Raw genomic sequence first — 17,692 nt, 5'->3', positions numbered from 1 at the left:
GAAAAAAAAATTCTAAAAGTACTTGCCAAATCCTTAAGACTACATTACTATAGTAAATCGTGAGAGCAATCATTCCTCAGTAGCTCAGTGGTAGAGCGATCGACTGTTAATCGATTGGTCGCTGGTTCGAATCCGGCCTGGGGAGTTTAAAGAAGATCAAAAAAATAGGGGTGCGGTATGAAGCATTGGTTTTTCAACTTCTTACCTCATCCTTATTATTTTTGGAAACACTAATTTAAGATTTCCAAATTAGGAAATTGCAAAGTTTTCCCAAGGTGCGATCGCAGTAAATCCTCTTCTAGCTTGAAAATAGGGTATTGGGGTGTAATTTTTTATTTTTGCGTAGTGGTACTAGCGACTTTGCTGTTCAAAGAGGGGGCGTACAATTAAATATCCGGCTCCAAAAGCTGTCAACATAATGAACACAATACTGATTGCTAACCACCAACCATTAATTTCCTTAGCCTTAGACTCAGAGGCAGGATAGTAACCTACTTCTTGTTCTTCAATCAAGACTGTTTCTGGCATAGGAGGACTGATTTCCACTACAGGCACAGCAAAATTAGTTTGACGGCTTTTGCTGCTAGATGCTTCAGGTACAACAGGTTGGCGTGAACGTTTACCCTGTGGGCGTGGTTTAGTTTCTGGAGACTGGTGATTGCTTGGGATATTACTTACTTCAGGGTGAGAATTTGGAATAGAAGTAAAATTTGGTGTGGTACGGTAATCTACTAATTTTTGCAAATGTATAAAAGACTTAACCACTTGAGTAATTTCATGGCGCAGAAGTTGATTTTCTTGCACTAATTGTTGATTTTTAGCAGTTAGTACATCCAATTGTGACTGTGTTGCTTTTAATTCTGCTGCTAATTCCCGATATACGTATAATGGTACGGAGGTTGGATGAGTTTGAGGTGTTTGTTGTCCTGGATTGCCGTGAACAGAACCTGTGGTTGTTCGCATCAGTTGCTTGGTATCAAAATGAGGTTAATTAAAGTATGAGCCATCCTATCAAAAGATAGTTAGCCTGGAAACTAGCCCAAGACAAGAATAAATATATAAAAAAATACTCTTATCGCCAAAATATCTCCAGTTATATTGTCAGGATTTACACATTAGGTATGAGGCATTGGGAATAGAAGTTTGATAACAAAGGAAAGAAGTGTCCTACAGGGCCTTGACCTTGGCCTATATCTAAGGCGTAAGTCAGTGCATTAGTAACATATTTCTTGGCTTGTTCTACAGATTGCCATAAATCTTTATTTTGGGCTAGATTGGCAGCGATCGCAGCTGATAAAGTACAACCAGTACCGTGAGTATTCGGAGTATCTACTTGCTTTGTAGTTAAGGTTTCTAACTTTTGCCCATCAAACCAAATATCAACACCAAGGGCATTTCCTAGCATTCCTCCACCCTTAACTAACACAGCTTTTGGCTTGAAAGTACGGTGAATCACTTGCGCGGCTGCCCTCATATCATCTAAAGAATTTACCTGTAACCCGCTCAAAATCTGGGCTTCGTAGCGATTGGGTGTAACAATAGCTGCTTTTGGTATTAATTGCTCACGGAGTGTCTTAACAGCATCATCATCAATTAATTGCGCCCCAGTCCGTGAAACCATAACTGGGTCAACTACTAAGTTTTTGATTTCTAAAGTCTCGACTTGTTGGGCAACAGCTACAATAATTTCCTGGTTGAGTAACATTCCAGTTTTCGCAGCTTGTACGCCAATATCCTCAACGACGGCTTGCATTTGGGCTACAACAGTCTCTGGTGACATCGCATCAACTCGCATCACCCCTAGAGTATTTTGAGCGGTAACACAGGTTACGGCACTAGTCCCGTGAACACAATGAAAAGCAAAGGTGCGTAAATCAGCTTGAATTCCCGCACCGCCACCACTATCTGAACCAGCAATAGTTAAAGCAACAGGAACTCTTGATATTATTTCAGCATTCATAGTTAAAAATAGGGGACTGGAAACAGGGAAAGAATTAAACCAATTCGCAATTCGCAATTCGCAATTCGCAATTACGTTTTGCGTTAGCGTAGCGGTAGCGAGTCCGCGAGCGTCCGGGGATTTAGCTGAGGCATCAAAACGCGCTGCCTATAGAGGCAGGGGACTTAAACCCCCAAAGTTCGTTAATAACTAATCAGTAACTTGGGTTAAGAAGTTTTGCAAAAATTTACCCCATTCGGCTGCTAAGGGAATTTCTGTAAACGGAACTTTTACTGAATTAGTTGTATCCGTTAATATAAATTCTAGCTCTATAGAACGTCCTCGCTCAGGTGGTGATTGTAGATTAACTAATTTGCCATCTACTAAAAGTTGGATTTCTTGGACATCAACTAAAGAAAAAGTTTGCAGTTGAATCAGCCCTTTAGCTGTGGGTTTACCCCAAGTTATATCGTTATCTTTTTGACCTAAAACAGCATAGATATCATACTTAGCCCGATCAAATTGCTCTGCCCAAGTACGATAGGCTTCAACTTTTTGATACTCTTGCGAGCCTTGCCAAGCCAACCAGAAAAATATTATTAATAGGGGCAACCATAAAAGTCCACGTTCCATCGTTGAAATAATCCTAAGTCAAAGATTTAACTAAAAAGTTTTAACTAAATTGCAAAGTCCACCAACTAGGGACGCATATAAGTTATCGTAGTGAGCAAACTGGCAAAAAGCGGTGATGAGTTGGTATGAGAAAACTTATAATATTGTGCTTGTTTGTCATCGGGTTGGTATCGGCTGTATTTGGTTTCCTAAATTTGCAAGGACTAGCAGCTAAAGGCGAATTTCAAACAATTTTGTTAGATTTTCGGGAAGATATTCCAGCCGAGGTGATCAAGCGAGATTTACAAGCAATCGCGCAAAAATACAACGTTACTCCTCAATTAGATAATAAATTCTCAGCAAGAGACAATGTTTATATTATCAAAGGCGATCGCGAAAGACTCAAAGAACTAAAGAAATCTCCCTTTGCTAAAACTACAGAGATTATCGAGCCGAACTACATCTATAAGCTAATTGAGCCAGCAGCTAAACCCACTTGGCTAGGCGAAATGTTAAGACCCCAGGACGGCGAAGAGGTACAACCCTCCTTAACTGCACCCAACGACGAATATTACAGCAAACAGTGGAATTTGCACAAAATCGGCATTGAAGGTGCATGGAGTCAAACTAAAGGCAGTGGCGTAACTGTCGCAGTCATAGACACAGGCGTTACCAAAGTCCGAGACTTACAAGAAACAAAATTTGTCAAAGGCTACGATTTTGTCAACGACAAAGAAGAAGCCAGCGATGACAACGGACATGGTACACACGTCGCCGGGACTATCGCCCAAGCCACCAATAATAAATATGGTGTCGCCGGAATTGCCTACGAAGCCAAACTCATGCCCTTAAAAGTGCTGAGTGCCTACGGTGGTGGGACTGTTGCCGATATTGCCGAAGCCATTAAATTTGCGGCAGACAAAGGCGCAGATGTGATTAATATGAGCTTAGGGGGTGGTGGTGAAAGTCAACTTCTCAAGCAAGCCATTGACTATGCCCACAGAAAAGGTGTAGTCATCATTGCCGCCGCCGGTAACGAAAACGAAAATTCTGCTTCCTACCCCGCCCGTTACCCCCGCGTCATCGGTGTTTCCGCATTTGGCCCCAACGGCGAAAAAGCCCCCTATTCTAACTTTGGTGCTGGCGTTGATATTTCCGCGCCTGGTGGAACTGATACCGGGGCAATTCTGCAAGAAACCATCAACGAACAAGGCGAAGGTGTGTTTCTCGGACTCCAAGGTACAAGCATGGCTTCCCCTCACGTTGCCGGTGTCGCAGCTTTAATCAAAGCTAAAGGCATCGAAGAACCAGAGGAAATTTTAAAAGTCCTCAAGCAGTCAGCAAGAGTCATTCAAGACGATAGCTTAAACTACTACGGTGCTGGACAACTCAACGCCGAAGCAGCAGTGAAACTAGCCATCGAAGGAAAAATCAGTTTCCAAGATTTCTTCCGTTGGTTGCGAGATAACGGCTATCTCAACCCTGGCTTTTGGATAGATGGCGGTGCGGTAGCATTATTACCAAAGGTATTAATGGTAGTTGGTTCTTATCTCCTAGCCTGGTTTTTGCGGGTTTACTTCCCCTTCGCGTGGAGTTGGTCATTATCTAGCGGTCTAATTTTTGGTAGTTCTGGGTTATTCTTCCTCAAAGGTATCTATATCTTTGACCTACCCCAGTGGCCTTTCCGCGTTTTAGGTAGTTCCCTACCAGAATTAGGCAACACCATCCAAGGGTCTGGTGCTTTAAATCCCATATTTGCCAGTGTATTAATTCCAATTGTATTAATGGCATTACTACTAGGTCATCCCAACTGGAAATGGTTCGCGATTGGTTCAACTCTTGGTGTAGCTGCTTGCTTAACAGTCAGCGCAGTTTTAGACCCAGCCGTTTGGGGTTTAGGTAGTGAAAATTTAGCCAGGATATTCCTCATAGCCAACGCCTTACTGTGTTATGCACTAGCACGTTTAGCATTGAAGAACGAAGGACAAACAGCGTAGAGAGGAATAGGGAGAAGGCAGTTAAATCAATTCGCAATTCGCAATCTCACTCCCTACTCAGCACTCAGCACCGGCTAAACGCCGCGCTACCGCTAACAGCACTCAGCACTCCCCACTCAGCACTTATTATGAGCATCACAGTTACAGGTAAAATTGAACGCCGTGAACTTGGCATGGGTACATGGGCATTAGTTACCGATGAGGGTGTTACCTATGAAATCCTCAAGGGTGTAGATAAAGAATTACTCAAACCTGGACAAAAAGCCCAAGTCAAAGGACAGGTACGCGAAGATATCATGACTATTGCCATGATTGGCCCTGTCCTAGAGGTAAAATCCTTTGAGGTTATTAGTTCTGACTAGCTGTGGAATTGAGAACCTGCTGTAGACGAGTTCTAAATTCTCCTTTGGGATGTCCTCCTTTGACTTCACCGATGATTTGGAATTCACCTTCTGGAGAATCACAAATAATGTAGGTAGGCCATCCCATTTCAGATTTATCAGGATACTGGGTCAGCAGAATCTTGCGATATTTGCGATAGGTTGCGGTGTCCTGCATTTTCACGTCAATAAATTGCAAGCCTAGTTCTTCAGCCACCTTTTGGTCGTAAAAAGACATTTTGTGGCAGATACCGCATTCTTCGGAAGAAAATTTAATAACAGCTAAACTCATAAGAATACGCGGTAAGTGGGAAACGCAGAGGCTTTAGCCCTGAGAGGGAAGCGGTACGAGCGGTTTTAACCGCCGCATTGGATATTTTGTTCATTACCGCCTTGGAGTTGGGAAATTAGGGGTACTTTTGTGATGTACTTTCAACGGGACAATTACCGTTTCAAATTTTCCAACTCTGTACGCATAATGTTTTGCTCTAAAGAGCCTCCCATTTCTGGGGTAATGTTAGCTTAGACCTGTTATAAGAGCTTGTTAGGCTTGCAACACTGTTCCAGTGACCTTAGAACTGTTTAATCACAAGCGACAGAGCAGGGAACTAGCTACGCATCCACAGGGTGTCATGACTCAAATAACGTTTACCTATTACTAGGTGATCTGGTCAGTACGGCTTGCTTGATTACTCTTACAAGCCCAGTCCCTTTAGGGCTGGGTTACTGACGTAGCTCTTTGTCTCTTTTAGATGTAGCCGATATAGTTAAGCATACCTCTAGACCTAGCCGTATTCATCTATCACGGGTTTAAAAATAAATATTCTAGAGAATAGTTACAACTGTGAGAAAACCTAGACATAAGCACTCAGATATGCTCTCTCAGCACAAAAATCATAAGTAGTTCTCGACTAATATAGAGCCATCGCCTGGAATCATAGTCTCTTGAAGCAGTAAATCATCCCTGAAATCAGGTATTTTTTTCAGCATGATGAGGTGATGACAAACCTATTCTCTTCCCACCATATACTTACGTAAGTATATACAAACACTACAAATCAGGGCAAGAAGGGATTCAAGCAGAATTAAGTAATCATTATCAATCAATGGGAACATTTTGTCAGATTACTTATTCAAAATATTATATGTAATGACTCTGCGATCAATTTACACCTACTCAGTGAAAAATAAGTTATAATTCCTGAGACTCAAGAAAATCTAGTTAACAGACTGTGACATTCACACCAATAACACATAATCTGGGCTAGAATATAACTCCAATCTTGAGCTAGAATGTAGCACCAAGCAACTACCAATCACCAGAGCAGACCAACTAAACATCTACCTTTAAAGGCTCTAGTAATTACCAAACAAACAGGGTAGTTAGTTATCAAAGCGTGTCTATCAATTAATTTTTCCAGGATAAATTTCAGTTTTCCGGATAAATTCATGTAAAGGTTGACTGTGATTTTTCCCAAAAAAAGCCCCTAGTGGTGGCAGCCAGCCAGGGGGAGTCAATTATCAGGGTGCATCTACCAATTAATTGTTCTAGAATTCGACAATACATTCCGGAGGAATTGTCACAAATGGAGTTGCTTTTTTGCATACCAAAAAAAAGCTCTCGTCGGTGGCAGTCAATTAGGGGAGTTATTGATTAGGGTACATTCATCAAAGTAGTTAATTTTTTTCAAAGGCAATCAGTATCTCCTCAATAAATTTGTTATTGATAGGGTTGCTGATTGCTTCACAAAAAAAAGCCCCCAGTCAGGTGTTAGCCAAGCCAGGGGAGTTAGTTATCAGGGTGCATCTACCAATTAATTGTTCTACCTTTCTTTAGTAGTTTCAGGACAAATTTCTTAAATTAGCTAATTTATGGATGGTTAGACATAAAAAAAGCCCCTAGTCAGGTGTTAGCCAAGCTAGGGGAGTTAGTTATCAGGGTGCATCTACCAATTAATTGTTCTACCTTTCTTTAGTAGTTTCAGGACAAATTTCTTAAATTAGCTAATTTATGGATGGTTAGACATAAAAAAAGCCCCTAGTCAGGTGTTAGCCAAGCTAGGGGAGTTAGTTATCAGGGTGCATCTACCAATTAATTGTTCTACCTTTCTTTAGTAGTTTCAGGACAAATTTCTTAAATTAGCTAATTTATGGATGGTTAGACATAAAAAAAGCCCCTAGTCAGGTGTTAGCCAAGCCAGGGGAGTTAGTTATCAGGGTGCATCTACCAATTAATTGTTCTACCTTTCTTTAGTAGTTTCAGGACAAATTTCTTAAATTAGCTAATTATTGATGGCGACGCATAAAAAAAGCCCCCAGTCAGGTGTTAGCCAAGCTAGGGGAGTTAGTTATCAGGGTGCATCTACCAATTGATTGTTCTACCTTTCTTTAGTAGTTTCAGGACAAATTTCTTAAATTAGCTAATTATTGATGGCGACGCATAAAAAAAGCCCCTAGTCAGGTGTTAGCCAAGCCAGGGGAGTTAGTTATCAGGGTGCATCTACCAATTAATTGTTCTACCTTTCTTTAGTAGTTTCAGGACAAATTTCTTAAATTAGCTAATTTATGGATGGCGACGCATAAAAAAAGCCCCCAGTCAGGTGTTAGCCAAGCTAGGGGAGTTAGTTATCAGGGTGCATCTACCAATTAATTGTTCTACCTTTCTTTAGTAGTTTCAGGACAAATTTCTTAAATTAGCTAATTATGGATGGCGACGCATAAAAAAAGCCCCCAGTCAGGTGTTAGCCAAGCTAGGGGAGTTAGTTATCAGGGTGCATCTACCAATTAATTGTTCTACCTTTCTTTAGTAGTTTCAGGATGAATTTCTTAAATTAGCTAATTATTGATGGTGACGCATAAAAAAAGCCCCCAGTCAGGTGTTAGCCAAGCTAGGGGAGTTAGTTATCAGGGTGCATCTACCAATTAATTGTTCTACCTTTCTTTAGTAGTTTCAGGATGAATTTCTTAAATTAGCTAATTATTGATGGTGACGCATAAAAAAAGCCCCCAGTCAGGTGTTAGCCAAGCCAGGGGAGTTAGTTATCAGGGTGTATTTACTAAGTATAACATATACCAAGTATTATAAGATACAGTTTTGCCTCTCTAAGTTTAATTAATATTCTTTGGTAATAATAGATTTTGCCCTATTTGCTTTGATGAAATAGACTAAGTAGATATTAGTAATAGATAAAACCCCTAGTCAGGTGTTAGCCAACGAGGGGTTTTGAAGATCAAGGTGCATCTACCGATACATTATTCTGGGCAGATGTCAACTAATCCGGCTAAAGTTGTAAATGTAGAGAAAGAAAAGCCATTTATTTTATAAACAATAAGTGGTCGAATCCATCTACAGTATCAGAAGGAGCGAAAAATCGAATTGAAACTTTCGCGTTTCAAATTAGATTTAGGAGGCGGACAGGAGAAGTTGTGACCCAGGAATTTCACATTTCCGTGACTCCAGTAGGGCAAAATGACTACTTGGTGCGGACGGAACGAGTCGCGCCTGGTGTCCCATTGGCAGAAGAACTAGTGACTTGGCCTGTGGCTGATTGGTTGGCATCTGCTGGGCATCTGATGAATGACCCATTGAAGATAATATTACAGGGAGACACGATCGCCTCTAGTGCGATCGCCAAAAACTCTGTTAGTTTAGTGGCATTGGGTCAGAAACTTTATAACGCACTGTTTCAAGGCACTCTTAGAGATAGTTGGATTACAGCCCAGGGGATTGCCCAGAATCAACAACAGGTGCTGCGTTTGCGTTTGGGGCTTAAAGATAATAAGTTAGCACGTCTGCCGTGGGAAGTCATGCACGCAGGCGATCGCCCCCTCGCAACAGGCCCCTATATTGCTTTCTCTCGCTACCAAAGTGGTATATCCCCCGCCTCCCGCTTACCTTCAGCTAATAGAAATAAACTCCCGGAAGATGGCGTGATTAGGGTCTTAATGGTACTAGCATCGCCCACAGATCAAGATAGTTTGGATCTCCTGAAGCAAGAAGGTATCAAATTACGAGCTGAACTGCAACGTCAGTTACCCAGAACCTTAGATGGTGGTCATTATCTACCAGAAATTGAACTCACTTTACTAGACCAACCTGGTAGAGAAGAATTAACCCAGGCTTTAGAACAAGGAAAATTTCATGTTCTCCACTATTCCGGTCACAGTAATTTAGGGCCAAACGGCGGGGAAATTTATCTTGTTAGTAATAGAACCGGCTTGACAGAAACCCTCAGTGGTGACGATTTAGCAGGATTGCTGGTTAATAACAATATCAAAATGGCGGTATTTAATTCCTGCTGGGGAACATACGCTGCTACAACTGATATTCCTAAAGACTCATGGGAACGTAACCTGACAGAAAGCTTAGTCAAGCGGGGTATTCAAAGCGTTTTGGCAATGTCAGAAAGGATTCCTGATGAAGTGGCGTTGACACTCACCCAATTGTTTTACCGCAACCTCAGTCAAGGGTATCCCGTGGATTTATGCGTGAGTCGAGTCCGTCAGGGATTAATTTCTGCCTATGGTTCACACCAGCTATACTGGGCATTACCAATTTTATATCTCCAGCCAGAATTTAACGGGTTTCTATATCCAAAAACCGCTTCTCCTACCAGTGCAGATTCCTTGGCGGAGTATAGCCCACCTTTGACGGCAACTTCAACTACTACGGCTGCTTATTCTGCTGTAGTGGATGATTCAGAAATGTCTGTACCTATTGAGGGCATGATTCCCTCTGGGTTAGCCCGTGATAATTCTGGCTTAGACTGGCTAGGAGAAGATACTTGGGGTGATTTAGTTGATGAAATTGAGTACGATGATCCTAGTTATGCAGAAGATTCTGCTTTTGTCTCTGATATATTTCGCCAACTCGATCAACAAATTCCTGGGAATGAAGCACCTGATCTACTAGAAGAAGTTAGACACCAGATGCCAGATTATAGTCTCTCAGAAGGACAAATGGCGGCTGCGCCCAGAGAAACAGAGTCACCAAAAATAGTACCTCCTGTAAGCAATAATGGAACAGCCCAAAACTCGTCAGCAAATTTGCAGAATTTAAGTTTGTTATCATCAAGGATGCGTCAACAGTGGTCGATTTTAGCGATGATTGGGGCGGGTGCGATCGCAACTGTATTAGCTTTTACTTGGTGGTGGCAAAATCGACAACCACCCTTACGTGACATTCCTCCCATCCCTACCCAGCCTGTATCCAGCCCAGGCCAGATCCCAACTGATATCAGGCAAATTCCTACGCAGATGGTAACAACTATTGCCACGGAAAGATTAAATCAAGGAGACTTGGAAGCAGGTTTAGTAGCTGTAGAAGAACTACTAAATCGCAACGTACTTCCTCCGGCGGAAACCGCTTTGAATTTAATTCCCGCAAAGCAAGCCCAAAAAGCATCTGTTAACTTTCTCAGAGGGCGATTAGTTTGGCAGTTTCTCCAAACAGGAAATACAAAATACAGTATTGATGATGCCCGCCGTTACTGGGAAAATGCCGTTAAGGCCAATCCAGACTCGGTTTTATATAAGAATGCTTTAGGATTTGCCTACTATGCTGAAAGTGACGTGAATCGAGCTAATAATTCATGGTTTAGAGCTTCAAATTTAGCACTCGAACAAGAAAATGCTGATTCTCAGACTAAAGCACCTGATGATGTCTTAACTTCCTATGCTGGTTTAGCCCTAGGACTATATAAGTCTGCAAAAAGTTTTTCAGGGAATAGACGAACTCAATATATTAACGAAGCCATCAAATTACGGGAAAAAGTTCTGGAGAAAGAACCGTCAAATTTCCAAATTGATAAATTAAGCAATAATTGGCTGTGGACAGAAACAACTTTAGCAGATTGGCGATCGCTCCTTCGAGAAAAACCCAGAGCAAGCTGATGGTTTGCTAGATTCCCCGTCATTAAGATTTGTAACTCCATTTTGGGAAAACTAGGTATAGCAATAATGTTGGGTTCTTGTGATTTGCGCTGAGACAACAAGCTATACCACACCAAGGGAAAAGGATGGAGATTATGCTTGCTATTGATAGCATCAGCAATGCTAATGAAATCGGCCTGCAATTAGATTCGACTTTAGAAGCATTACCAAGGTGGGAAGTTCAATGTGAGCTACATCTCCCAGGAAACAGACTAATTAAAAATTTTGAGCAAGAAACGTTTTTACCAGGAATTATCTTGACTAAAAATCAGGGTTTTGTTGGGATGATTTCCCGAAAGCAATTCTTTGAGTATATGAGCCGCCCTTATAGTTTAGGGTTGTTTTCCATGCGTCCTATCGAAAACCTTTATAATTGCCTGCAACCTGAGATGTGCATATTTGATCAAGATATGACCATTGTAGAAGCAACTCAGATGGCATTACAGCGATCGCCTGAGCTTGTCTATGAGCCAATTCTCATTAAAAGTCAATCTGGTAATTATGGCATAGTTGACTTTCATCAGTTACTCCTAGCTAATTCTCAGATTCATGCTCTCACCCTGGCTCAACTACAACAAGTAGAAGAACAGTCTCAGTTAGCTAAGGCTGGATTTCGTGACTTAAAGAAAAACTATAGCCGACTATTACAAAATGAGAAAATGGCTGCTTTAGGTCAGTTGGTAGCAGGTATTGCCCATGAGGTTAATAACCCTATCAACTTTATTGCTGGGAATATTGCCCATGTGATTAACTACAGTAGTAATTTCCTGGATTTGATCAAGTTGTATCAAAAATATTATCCCCACCCTGTAGATGAGATTACAACTGCAATTTATGACAATGAATTAGAGTTTATTGCCAAAGATTTACCTGATCTTTTAAGTTCTATGCAAGCTGGTTGCAAACGCATTACTCAGATTGTCCTTTCCCTAAGAAATTTTTCACGATTAGATGAATCTGATAGAAAAATAGTTGATATTCACGAAGGTATTGATAGTACGCTATTAATCTTACAGAGTCGTCTCAAATATCACAAAAATAATCAAAATATTAGCGTTATTAAAGAATATGGCAATCTTCCTCTAGTAGATTGTTATGCTGGGTTACTCAATCAGGTATTTATGAATATTCTAACTAATGCTATTGATGCCTTGGAAGAGTCAATCGTCAATAGTCAAGAGTTAACAAGCAACAATTATGAAATAGAAACTCAACTACAAATTTGTATTCGCACTGAAAACATTAACAATCAGCAAGTCATGATTCGCATAGCTGATAATGGTTTAGGCATTCCAGACGATATCAAAAATCGACTATTTGATCCGTTTTTCACGACGAAACCTGTAGGTAAAGGCACTGGATTGGGACTGTCTATTTGTCATCAAATTATTGTAGAAAAACACGGTGGGCAGATATATTGTGTATCAACCGTAGGAAAGGGATCTGAATTCATCATTCATATTCCCGTCAACAGTTAACATTTGCCTTGCATAGATTAATAGATTTGTGTCAGGATGAATCTGCACTAGCTGATAGTATTCATTTTAACCAAAAATCTTATGCGAACAAAAATCCCCGTTGGCGTGATGCTACTTACAATGCTAGGAAACCTAGTATTGACATCAAGTGTTCAAGCTAACTTCAACGGCAAACTAACCGTAGAAATTGATGGATTGAAAAACCAAACAGGGCTAGTCTGTGTCAATGTCTTTGCTAGCAGTCAAGGATTTCCCAGTGATAGCAAACGTGTCGTCAGCAATCAGTGTAGTAAAATTAGCGGAACTCCTTTAAAATTGACCTTTGATAATTTAAAAGCAGGTAATTATGCTGTCGCTGTAATTCACGATAAAAATAGCGATGGCACTTTAAATACAAATGCTCTAGGTATCCCTAAAGAAGGCTTTGGCTTTTCTAGAAACCCCGCAATTCTCACTGGTCCACCCAAATTTAGTGATGCAGCCTTTTTCTTAGCTGGAGCAAATACTAGTATTCAAATCCGGTTGAAATATTTCTAAAGTGGGGAGTAGTACCGCTACGCGGAAGTCAAAAGTCAAAAATTATTCACTGCGTGACGCTAACGGGAATAATTTTGACTTTTTTATGGCTAATGCCCAATTCCCCATCTGGTATGTAAAATGGTCAGCATATTTTGCTTCTTGTGTTACCCATGACCATTACTAAACGTCATCTGCCAAAGTTGATCAGTTTTGCTAAAAATCCCAGTCTTTCCCAAAAATTAATGCTCATTGGGTTAGCCATTACCTTGTTCTTTATTTTCCTGGCTTTCTTTGCGCCTGTACTGCAATCTTGGGGATGGCTACAAAATCCGAAAGAATTTCTCTCGAACCCGATACAAGAAGCACCATCTGCTAAACATTGGTTTGGTACTAGCCGTTTAGGACATGATGTGTTCTCTCGGACGATATTTGGCGCACAAGCCGCTCTACAAGTGGTGATTTTGGCTACCGCGCTGAGTATGATAATTGGTGTACCTCTGGGGATGCTGAGTGGCTACCTGGGTGGTAAGTTAGATAAGGTGTTGTTGTTTATGATGGATAGTATCTACACCTTACCAGGACTGCTGCTTTCCGTGACACTAGCGTTTGTTGTAGGTCGAGGCATATTAAACGCTGCGATCGCTATTAGTATTGCATACATTCCTCAATATTATCGAGTCGTCCGTAATCATACGGTCAGCGTCAAAACAGAAGTGTTTATTGAAGCGGCTCAAGCAATGGGTGCTTCTACTTGGGTTGTGCTTTCTAGATATCTATTTTTAAACGTCATTCAAAGCGTACCTGTACTCTTTACCCTTAACGCCGCCGATGCCATTTTAGTATTAGGTGGTTTGGGCTTTTTAGGGCTAGGCTTACCCGAAGAAGTGCCAGAATGGGGATACGATTTAAAACAAGCTCTAGAAGCCTTACCTACAGGTATTTGGTGGACTACCCTTTTCCCTGGTTTAGCGATGACTTTTATGGTGGTAGGGTTATCACTACTTGGTGAGGGGTTAAATGAATTTGTCAATCCCCGATTACGGGGAGAAAATAGAAACCGGAAATAGTCAACCCCTTATAATCAAATTCAAAATTCAAAATTCAAAATTAAGAGTTGTTGTTTTGAATTTTAGCGTTTTGAATAGAATACATACTTTATTAATGACTGAGAGATTAGAGTGAAAGATAACATTTCTTTAATTGCGGCGGCGGCTGGTGGATTTATGCTTTCTGTGGCTTTGGCTGGCATTTTACGCGGTGCGCCGGTTACAGCTTGGCAAGAACAATCAAATGTTCGTTCTACTATTGTTACTGATTTAAGATTCACACCTAAAAAGACTGATAACTTAGAATTTTTTGGCAGAGAAACACAAAAAAGCTAATATGCTTTTGTAAATTACCCTAAGACGGGGAATTTTGATCAGCTTAGTCACAGCTAGCTGAGAGTTTTCGGTGTGAGGATGGAAAAGTGGGGAATTCTCAAGTAATCGGGATTGATTTGGGGGGAACAGCTATTAAATTGGGGCGATTCAGTCAAGATGGTAGTTGTCTGCAATCTTTGACTATCGCCACACCACAACCTGCGACACCGGAGGCTGTGTTTGCTGTTATGGTGGATGCGATCGCACAAATTGACCCAGATAATCAAACTATAGCTATCGGTGTAGGTACTCCTGGCCCGGCTGATGCTACAAGACGCATTGCTCAAATTGCGATTAATTTACCAGGATGGCAGAATATACCTCTGGCTGATTGGTTAGAAGCTAAAATTGGCAAGCCGACTATTATCGAGAATGATGCTAATTGTGCCGGTGTGGCTGAGGCTTGGTTAGGTGCAGGTCGCCAATTTCGCAATTTTATTCTGTTAACCCTGGGTACTGGTGTTGGTGGTGCAATTATTCTGAATGGCAACTTGTTTGTGGGACATCAAGGTGCAGCTGGAGAATTAGGATTAATCACACTCCAAGCTGATGGGCCAATGTGTAAGAGTGGTAATCAAGGCTCTTTAGAACAATACACCTCAGTTAAAGCCATTCGTCGTCTGACCGGCAAAGAACCTGTGGAATTAGGAATGCTAGCACAATCAGGAGATGTCAATGCGTTAGCATTTTGGGCAGAATATGGCAGGTATTTAGGTATTGGTTTAACTAGTTTAATTTACGTTTTAACACCAGAAGCTGTGATTATTGGTGGTGGCGTTAGTGCTAGTGTTGAGTTTTTCTTACCAGCTGTCAAGGCAGAAATTGCACAGCGCGTCATGCCAACCTCTCGCGCTGGGTTACAAATTCTTCCCGCACAATTAGGTAACTCAGCAGGTATGGTAGGTGCTGCTAAGTTGGCATGGGAGTTAATTCGTAATTCGTAACGATGCTCCCGCCCCGCTCCGCTCTAAGCGCAGCTATGCCGCAGGCTTTACGTAATTCTTAATTCGGAAAAACTATGGACTACGAAAAAGAATAGCCTGTAGTTTTCTGCACGTATTGTAATACTTTTTTATAGGAATCTGGGTTGTTCGTGGGGTTAATCACAATGGGGATAGTACCATCAGGCAACCAGAAAGTGATTCTGCCATTAGGTTCTTGACAAAAGGAACTAATACAATTGAGGTTAATTACATATTCGTTTCTTTCATAACTAATTTTTACCCAATAGGCATTTTCTATTTCCAACCCAGTTACTTTGTCTAGATAATCTAGAATTTTTTGATAATCTTCTCCATTATTTTGGGGGTTAATCACAATAGGAATGGCACTATCAGGCAACCAAAAAGTGACTCTGCCGTTTTTTTCATAACAAAAGGCATTAACACGGTCAAAATTGATCACATATTGTTTCCTCTCATAAATAATTTTTACCCAGTACGCCACAACCTCTCCTCAAATCCCAAGTTTATGAATGATGCTTACCCTGTATGTCTTGAAGTCTATTGATACTATTCCAAAATGGTATGACTTCCTAAGTTAATATTGTTGTGTGCAAATTCAAAATGCCAACAATGGATTTTGAATTTTGTACGGTAGATGCCCTTGCCGTAGCTCCCTGTAGGGTATTGAGAATTGTTTAAGATACCTCTACAGGAGTTTGTACGTTAGCAGTGGGATGATTGCGAGCGATCGCAGCCTGCAAGAAGCCTTTAAATAAAGGATGGGGGTTGCTAGGGCGGGATTGAAACTCTGGATGGAATTGACACGCGATAAAAAATGGATGTTGCGGCAATTCTACAATCTCTACTAAGCGTCCGTCAGGGGAAGTTCCACTGATAACATAGCCAGAATCTAATAATAATTGGCGATATGTATTATTAAACTCATAGCGATGGCGATGTCGTTCATCAATGACTTCTGCTTGATACAGTTGGGATGCCAGAGTATTGGGGAGAATATGGCAAGGATATACACCCAAGCGCATTGTTCCGCCTAAATCTACGACATCTTGTTGATCTGGCAACAGGTTAATAACTGGGTAATTAGTAGATGGATCAAATTCTGCACTGTTAGCACCTGTTAAATCGCCAACATTTCTTGCCCATTCAATGACAGCACATTGCATTCCCAAGCATAAACCGAGGAAGGGGATTTGGCGATCGCGGGCGTATTTAATAGCAGCAATTTTGCCATCTACTCCACGCGTACCAAAACCTCCTGGTACAAGTACACCATCTACACCCGCCAGATATTTTTCTGCTGATTCGTTTTCCAAATCTTCTGAATTTACCCACCGCAGGCGTAAATCTCCGTATGTGGCAAAGGAAGCATGGCGTAATGCTTCAACTACAGATAAATAAGCATCACTCAAACGGACATATTTACCAACAATGGCGATTTCTACAGTGTGTTTGGGACTGTATAATCTTTCTACCATCGTTTGCCATTTTTCTAGATTTGGCTGGCGTTGTTCCATCTGCAACAAATCTAGAGTTTGTTCTGCCAGTCCTTCCCGTTCTAGAATTAGTGGGACTTCATAGATACTGCTAGCATCTTGGGCAGTGATGACACACCCTACAGGCACATCACAGAACTCTGACATTTTTTGCTTTAATCCCATTGGGACGGGGCGATCGCTCCGGCATACTAAAATATCTGGTTGAATGCCAATGGATCTCAGTTCCTTGACTGAATGTTGCGTCGGCTTGGTTTTCATTTCCCCCGCCGAAGCAATATAAGGTACTAGGGTAACGTGCATATACAGCACATTTTGCCGTCCTACCTCTTTGCGTAGCTGACGAATGGCTTCCAAAAACGGTAGTGATTCAATATCGCCTACAGTACCGCCAATTTCTGTAATCACTACAGACGGATTAGTAGCTTGAGCAACTAATAAAATCCGTTTTTTGATTTCATTAGTAATATGGGGAATCACCTGTACAGTGCCACCATTGTAGTCACCACGACGTTCACTAGTAATTACAGCTTGATAAATTGAACCAGTGGTAACGCTGTTGAGCCGCGACATCAAGGTATCAGTAAAGCGTTCGTAGTGTCCCAAGTCTAAATCGGTTTCTGCACCGTCTTGGGTAACAAACACTTCCCCATGCTGAAAAGGACTCATTGTGCCTGGATCAACATTAATATAGGGGTCGAGTTTCAAAATCGACACTGAATAATCCCGTGATTTGAGTAAACGGCCCAGACTTGCTGCTACAATGCCTTTGCCAATACTGGAAACCACACCTCCAGTTACAAAGATAAACTTAGTCATAGTAGTTTGAGTTGCCATCGACTGCTAAAAATACCTTCCAAAAAAACATCCCGTCATTGTGCCATAGTCAGATCAATTCAAAATTCAAAATTCAAAATTCAAAATTCAGAAATCCATATTTTACAAGGCTTTCTGAAT

At 41.2% G+C, this 17,692-nt stretch carries 14 protein-coding genes and 1 tRNA gene; 9 read left to right on the top strand and 6 right to left on the bottom strand.

The window, feature by feature from the left end; genetic code table 11:
- Window positions 1-73: 73 nt before the first annotated feature.
- Window positions 74-145 (top strand) — tRNA-Asn (locus L6494_RS12160).
- Between the two features lie 206 nt (window positions 146-351).
- Here L6494_RS12160 and L6494_RS12155 read toward each other — a convergent pair.
- The 3 genes from L6494_RS12155 to L6494_RS12145 form a co-directional block, all read right to left on the bottom strand.
- Window positions 352-963 carry a hypothetical protein gene (locus L6494_RS12155; protein WP_237995181.1) on the bottom strand — a complete coding sequence of 204 codons (612 nt, stop codon included), beginning with the start codon at window positions 961-963 and terminating at the stop codon, window positions 352-354.
- Window positions 964-1,108: 145 nt separating this feature from the next.
- On the bottom strand, window positions 1,109-1,960 hold the full coding sequence (gene thiD / locus L6494_RS12150; RefSeq protein WP_237995179.1) for a bifunctional hydroxymethylpyrimidine kinase/phosphomethylpyrimidine kinase: 852 nt from the start codon (window positions 1,958-1,960) through the stop codon (window positions 1,109-1,111).
- A 189-nt stretch (window positions 1,961-2,149) separates the two neighbouring features.
- The gene (locus L6494_RS12145) at window positions 2,150-2,572 is read right to left on the bottom strand and encodes a hypothetical protein (protein WP_237995177.1); all 423 of its coding nucleotides are present in this window, start codon (window positions 2,570-2,572) and stop codon (window positions 2,150-2,152) included.
- Window positions 2,573-2,697: 125 nt separating this feature from the next.
- On the opposite strand from L6494_RS12145, the gene L6494_RS12140 reads away from it, so the two are divergent.
- Together L6494_RS12140 and L6494_RS12135 are read left to right on the top strand one after the other, a co-directional pair.
- Window positions 2,698-4,548, top strand: coding sequence for a S8 family peptidase (locus L6494_RS12140; protein ID WP_237995175.1), 1,851 nt, complete (start codon window positions 2,698-2,700; stop codon window positions 4,546-4,548).
- Window positions 4,549-4,676: 128 nt separating this feature from the next.
- On the top strand, window positions 4,677-4,910 hold the full coding sequence (locus L6494_RS12135) for a hypothetical protein (RefSeq protein WP_237995173.1): 234 nt from the start codon (window positions 4,677-4,679) through the stop codon (window positions 4,908-4,910).
- Here L6494_RS12135 and L6494_RS12130 read toward each other — a convergent pair.
- On the bottom strand, window positions 4,897-5,220 hold the full coding sequence (locus L6494_RS12130) for a thioredoxin family protein (RefSeq protein WP_237995171.1): 324 nt from the start codon (window positions 5,218-5,220) through the stop codon (window positions 4,897-4,899). The two genes, L6494_RS12135 and L6494_RS12130, sit on opposite strands and share 14 nt — an antisense overlap.
- A gap of 3,134 nt (window positions 5,221-8,354) precedes the next feature.
- On the opposite strand from L6494_RS12130, the gene hetF reads away from it, so the two are divergent.
- The 6 genes from hetF to L6494_RS12100 all read left to right on the top strand — a co-directional run bounded on the left by hetF (window position 8,355) and on the right by L6494_RS12100 (window position 15,221).
- The gene (gene hetF, locus L6494_RS12125; protein ID WP_237995170.1) at window positions 8,355-10,820 is read left to right on the top strand and encodes a cell division protein HetF; all 2,466 of its coding nucleotides are present in this window, start codon (window positions 8,355-8,357) and stop codon (window positions 10,818-10,820) included.
- Window positions 10,821-10,954: 134 nt separating this feature from the next.
- The gene (locus L6494_RS12120; protein ID WP_237995168.1) at window positions 10,955-12,337 is read left to right on the top strand and encodes an ATP-binding protein; all 1,383 of its coding nucleotides are present in this window, start codon (window positions 10,955-10,957) and stop codon (window positions 12,335-12,337) included.
- Window positions 12,338-12,418: 81 nt separating this feature from the next.
- Window positions 12,419-12,874: a DUF2141 domain-containing protein gene (locus L6494_RS12115; protein ID WP_237995166.1), complete on the top strand. Its 456-nt coding sequence runs from the start codon at window positions 12,419-12,421 to the stop codon at window positions 12,872-12,874.
- A gap of 152 nt (window positions 12,875-13,026) precedes the next feature.
- A complete protein-coding gene (locus L6494_RS12110; RefSeq protein WP_237995163.1) occupies window positions 13,027-13,923 on the top strand; it encodes an ABC transporter permease in 897 nt (298 codons plus the stop codon).
- Between the two features lie 111 nt (window positions 13,924-14,034).
- A complete protein-coding gene (locus tag L6494_RS12105; RefSeq protein ID WP_237995161.1) occupies window positions 14,035-14,238 on the top strand; it encodes a hypothetical protein in 204 nt (67 codons plus the stop codon).
- A gap of 86 nt (window positions 14,239-14,324) precedes the next feature.
- Entirely contained in the window at window positions 14,325-15,221 is an 897-nt protein-coding gene (locus L6494_RS12100) for an ROK family protein (protein WP_237995159.1), read from the top strand.
- Between the two features lie 79 nt (window positions 15,222-15,300).
- Here the strand turns inward: L6494_RS12100 and L6494_RS12095 are convergent, their stop codons facing one another.
- Both L6494_RS12095 and L6494_RS12090 read right to left on the bottom strand, forming a co-directional pair.
- Complete coding sequence (locus L6494_RS12095; RefSeq protein ID WP_237995157.1) at window positions 15,301-15,723, bottom strand: hypothetical protein; 423 nt, start codon at window positions 15,721-15,723, stop codon at window positions 15,301-15,303.
- A 193-nt stretch (window positions 15,724-15,916) separates the two neighbouring features.
- Entirely contained in the window at window positions 15,917-17,554 is a 1,638-nt protein-coding gene (locus tag L6494_RS12090; protein WP_237995985.1) for a CTP synthase, read from the bottom strand.
- Window positions 17,555-17,692: the final 138 nt, after the last annotated feature.

Origin of the sequence: Nostoc sp. UHCC 0870 (genome assembly GCF_022063185.1) — a bacterium.
In the GTDB taxonomy this organism is placed as follows: Bacteria; Cyanobacteriota; Cyanobacteriia; order Cyanobacteriales; family Nostocaceae; genus Trichormus.
Note: the sequence above shows the minus strand (reverse complement) of the source record. Positions and strands in the feature narration are given on the sequence as shown.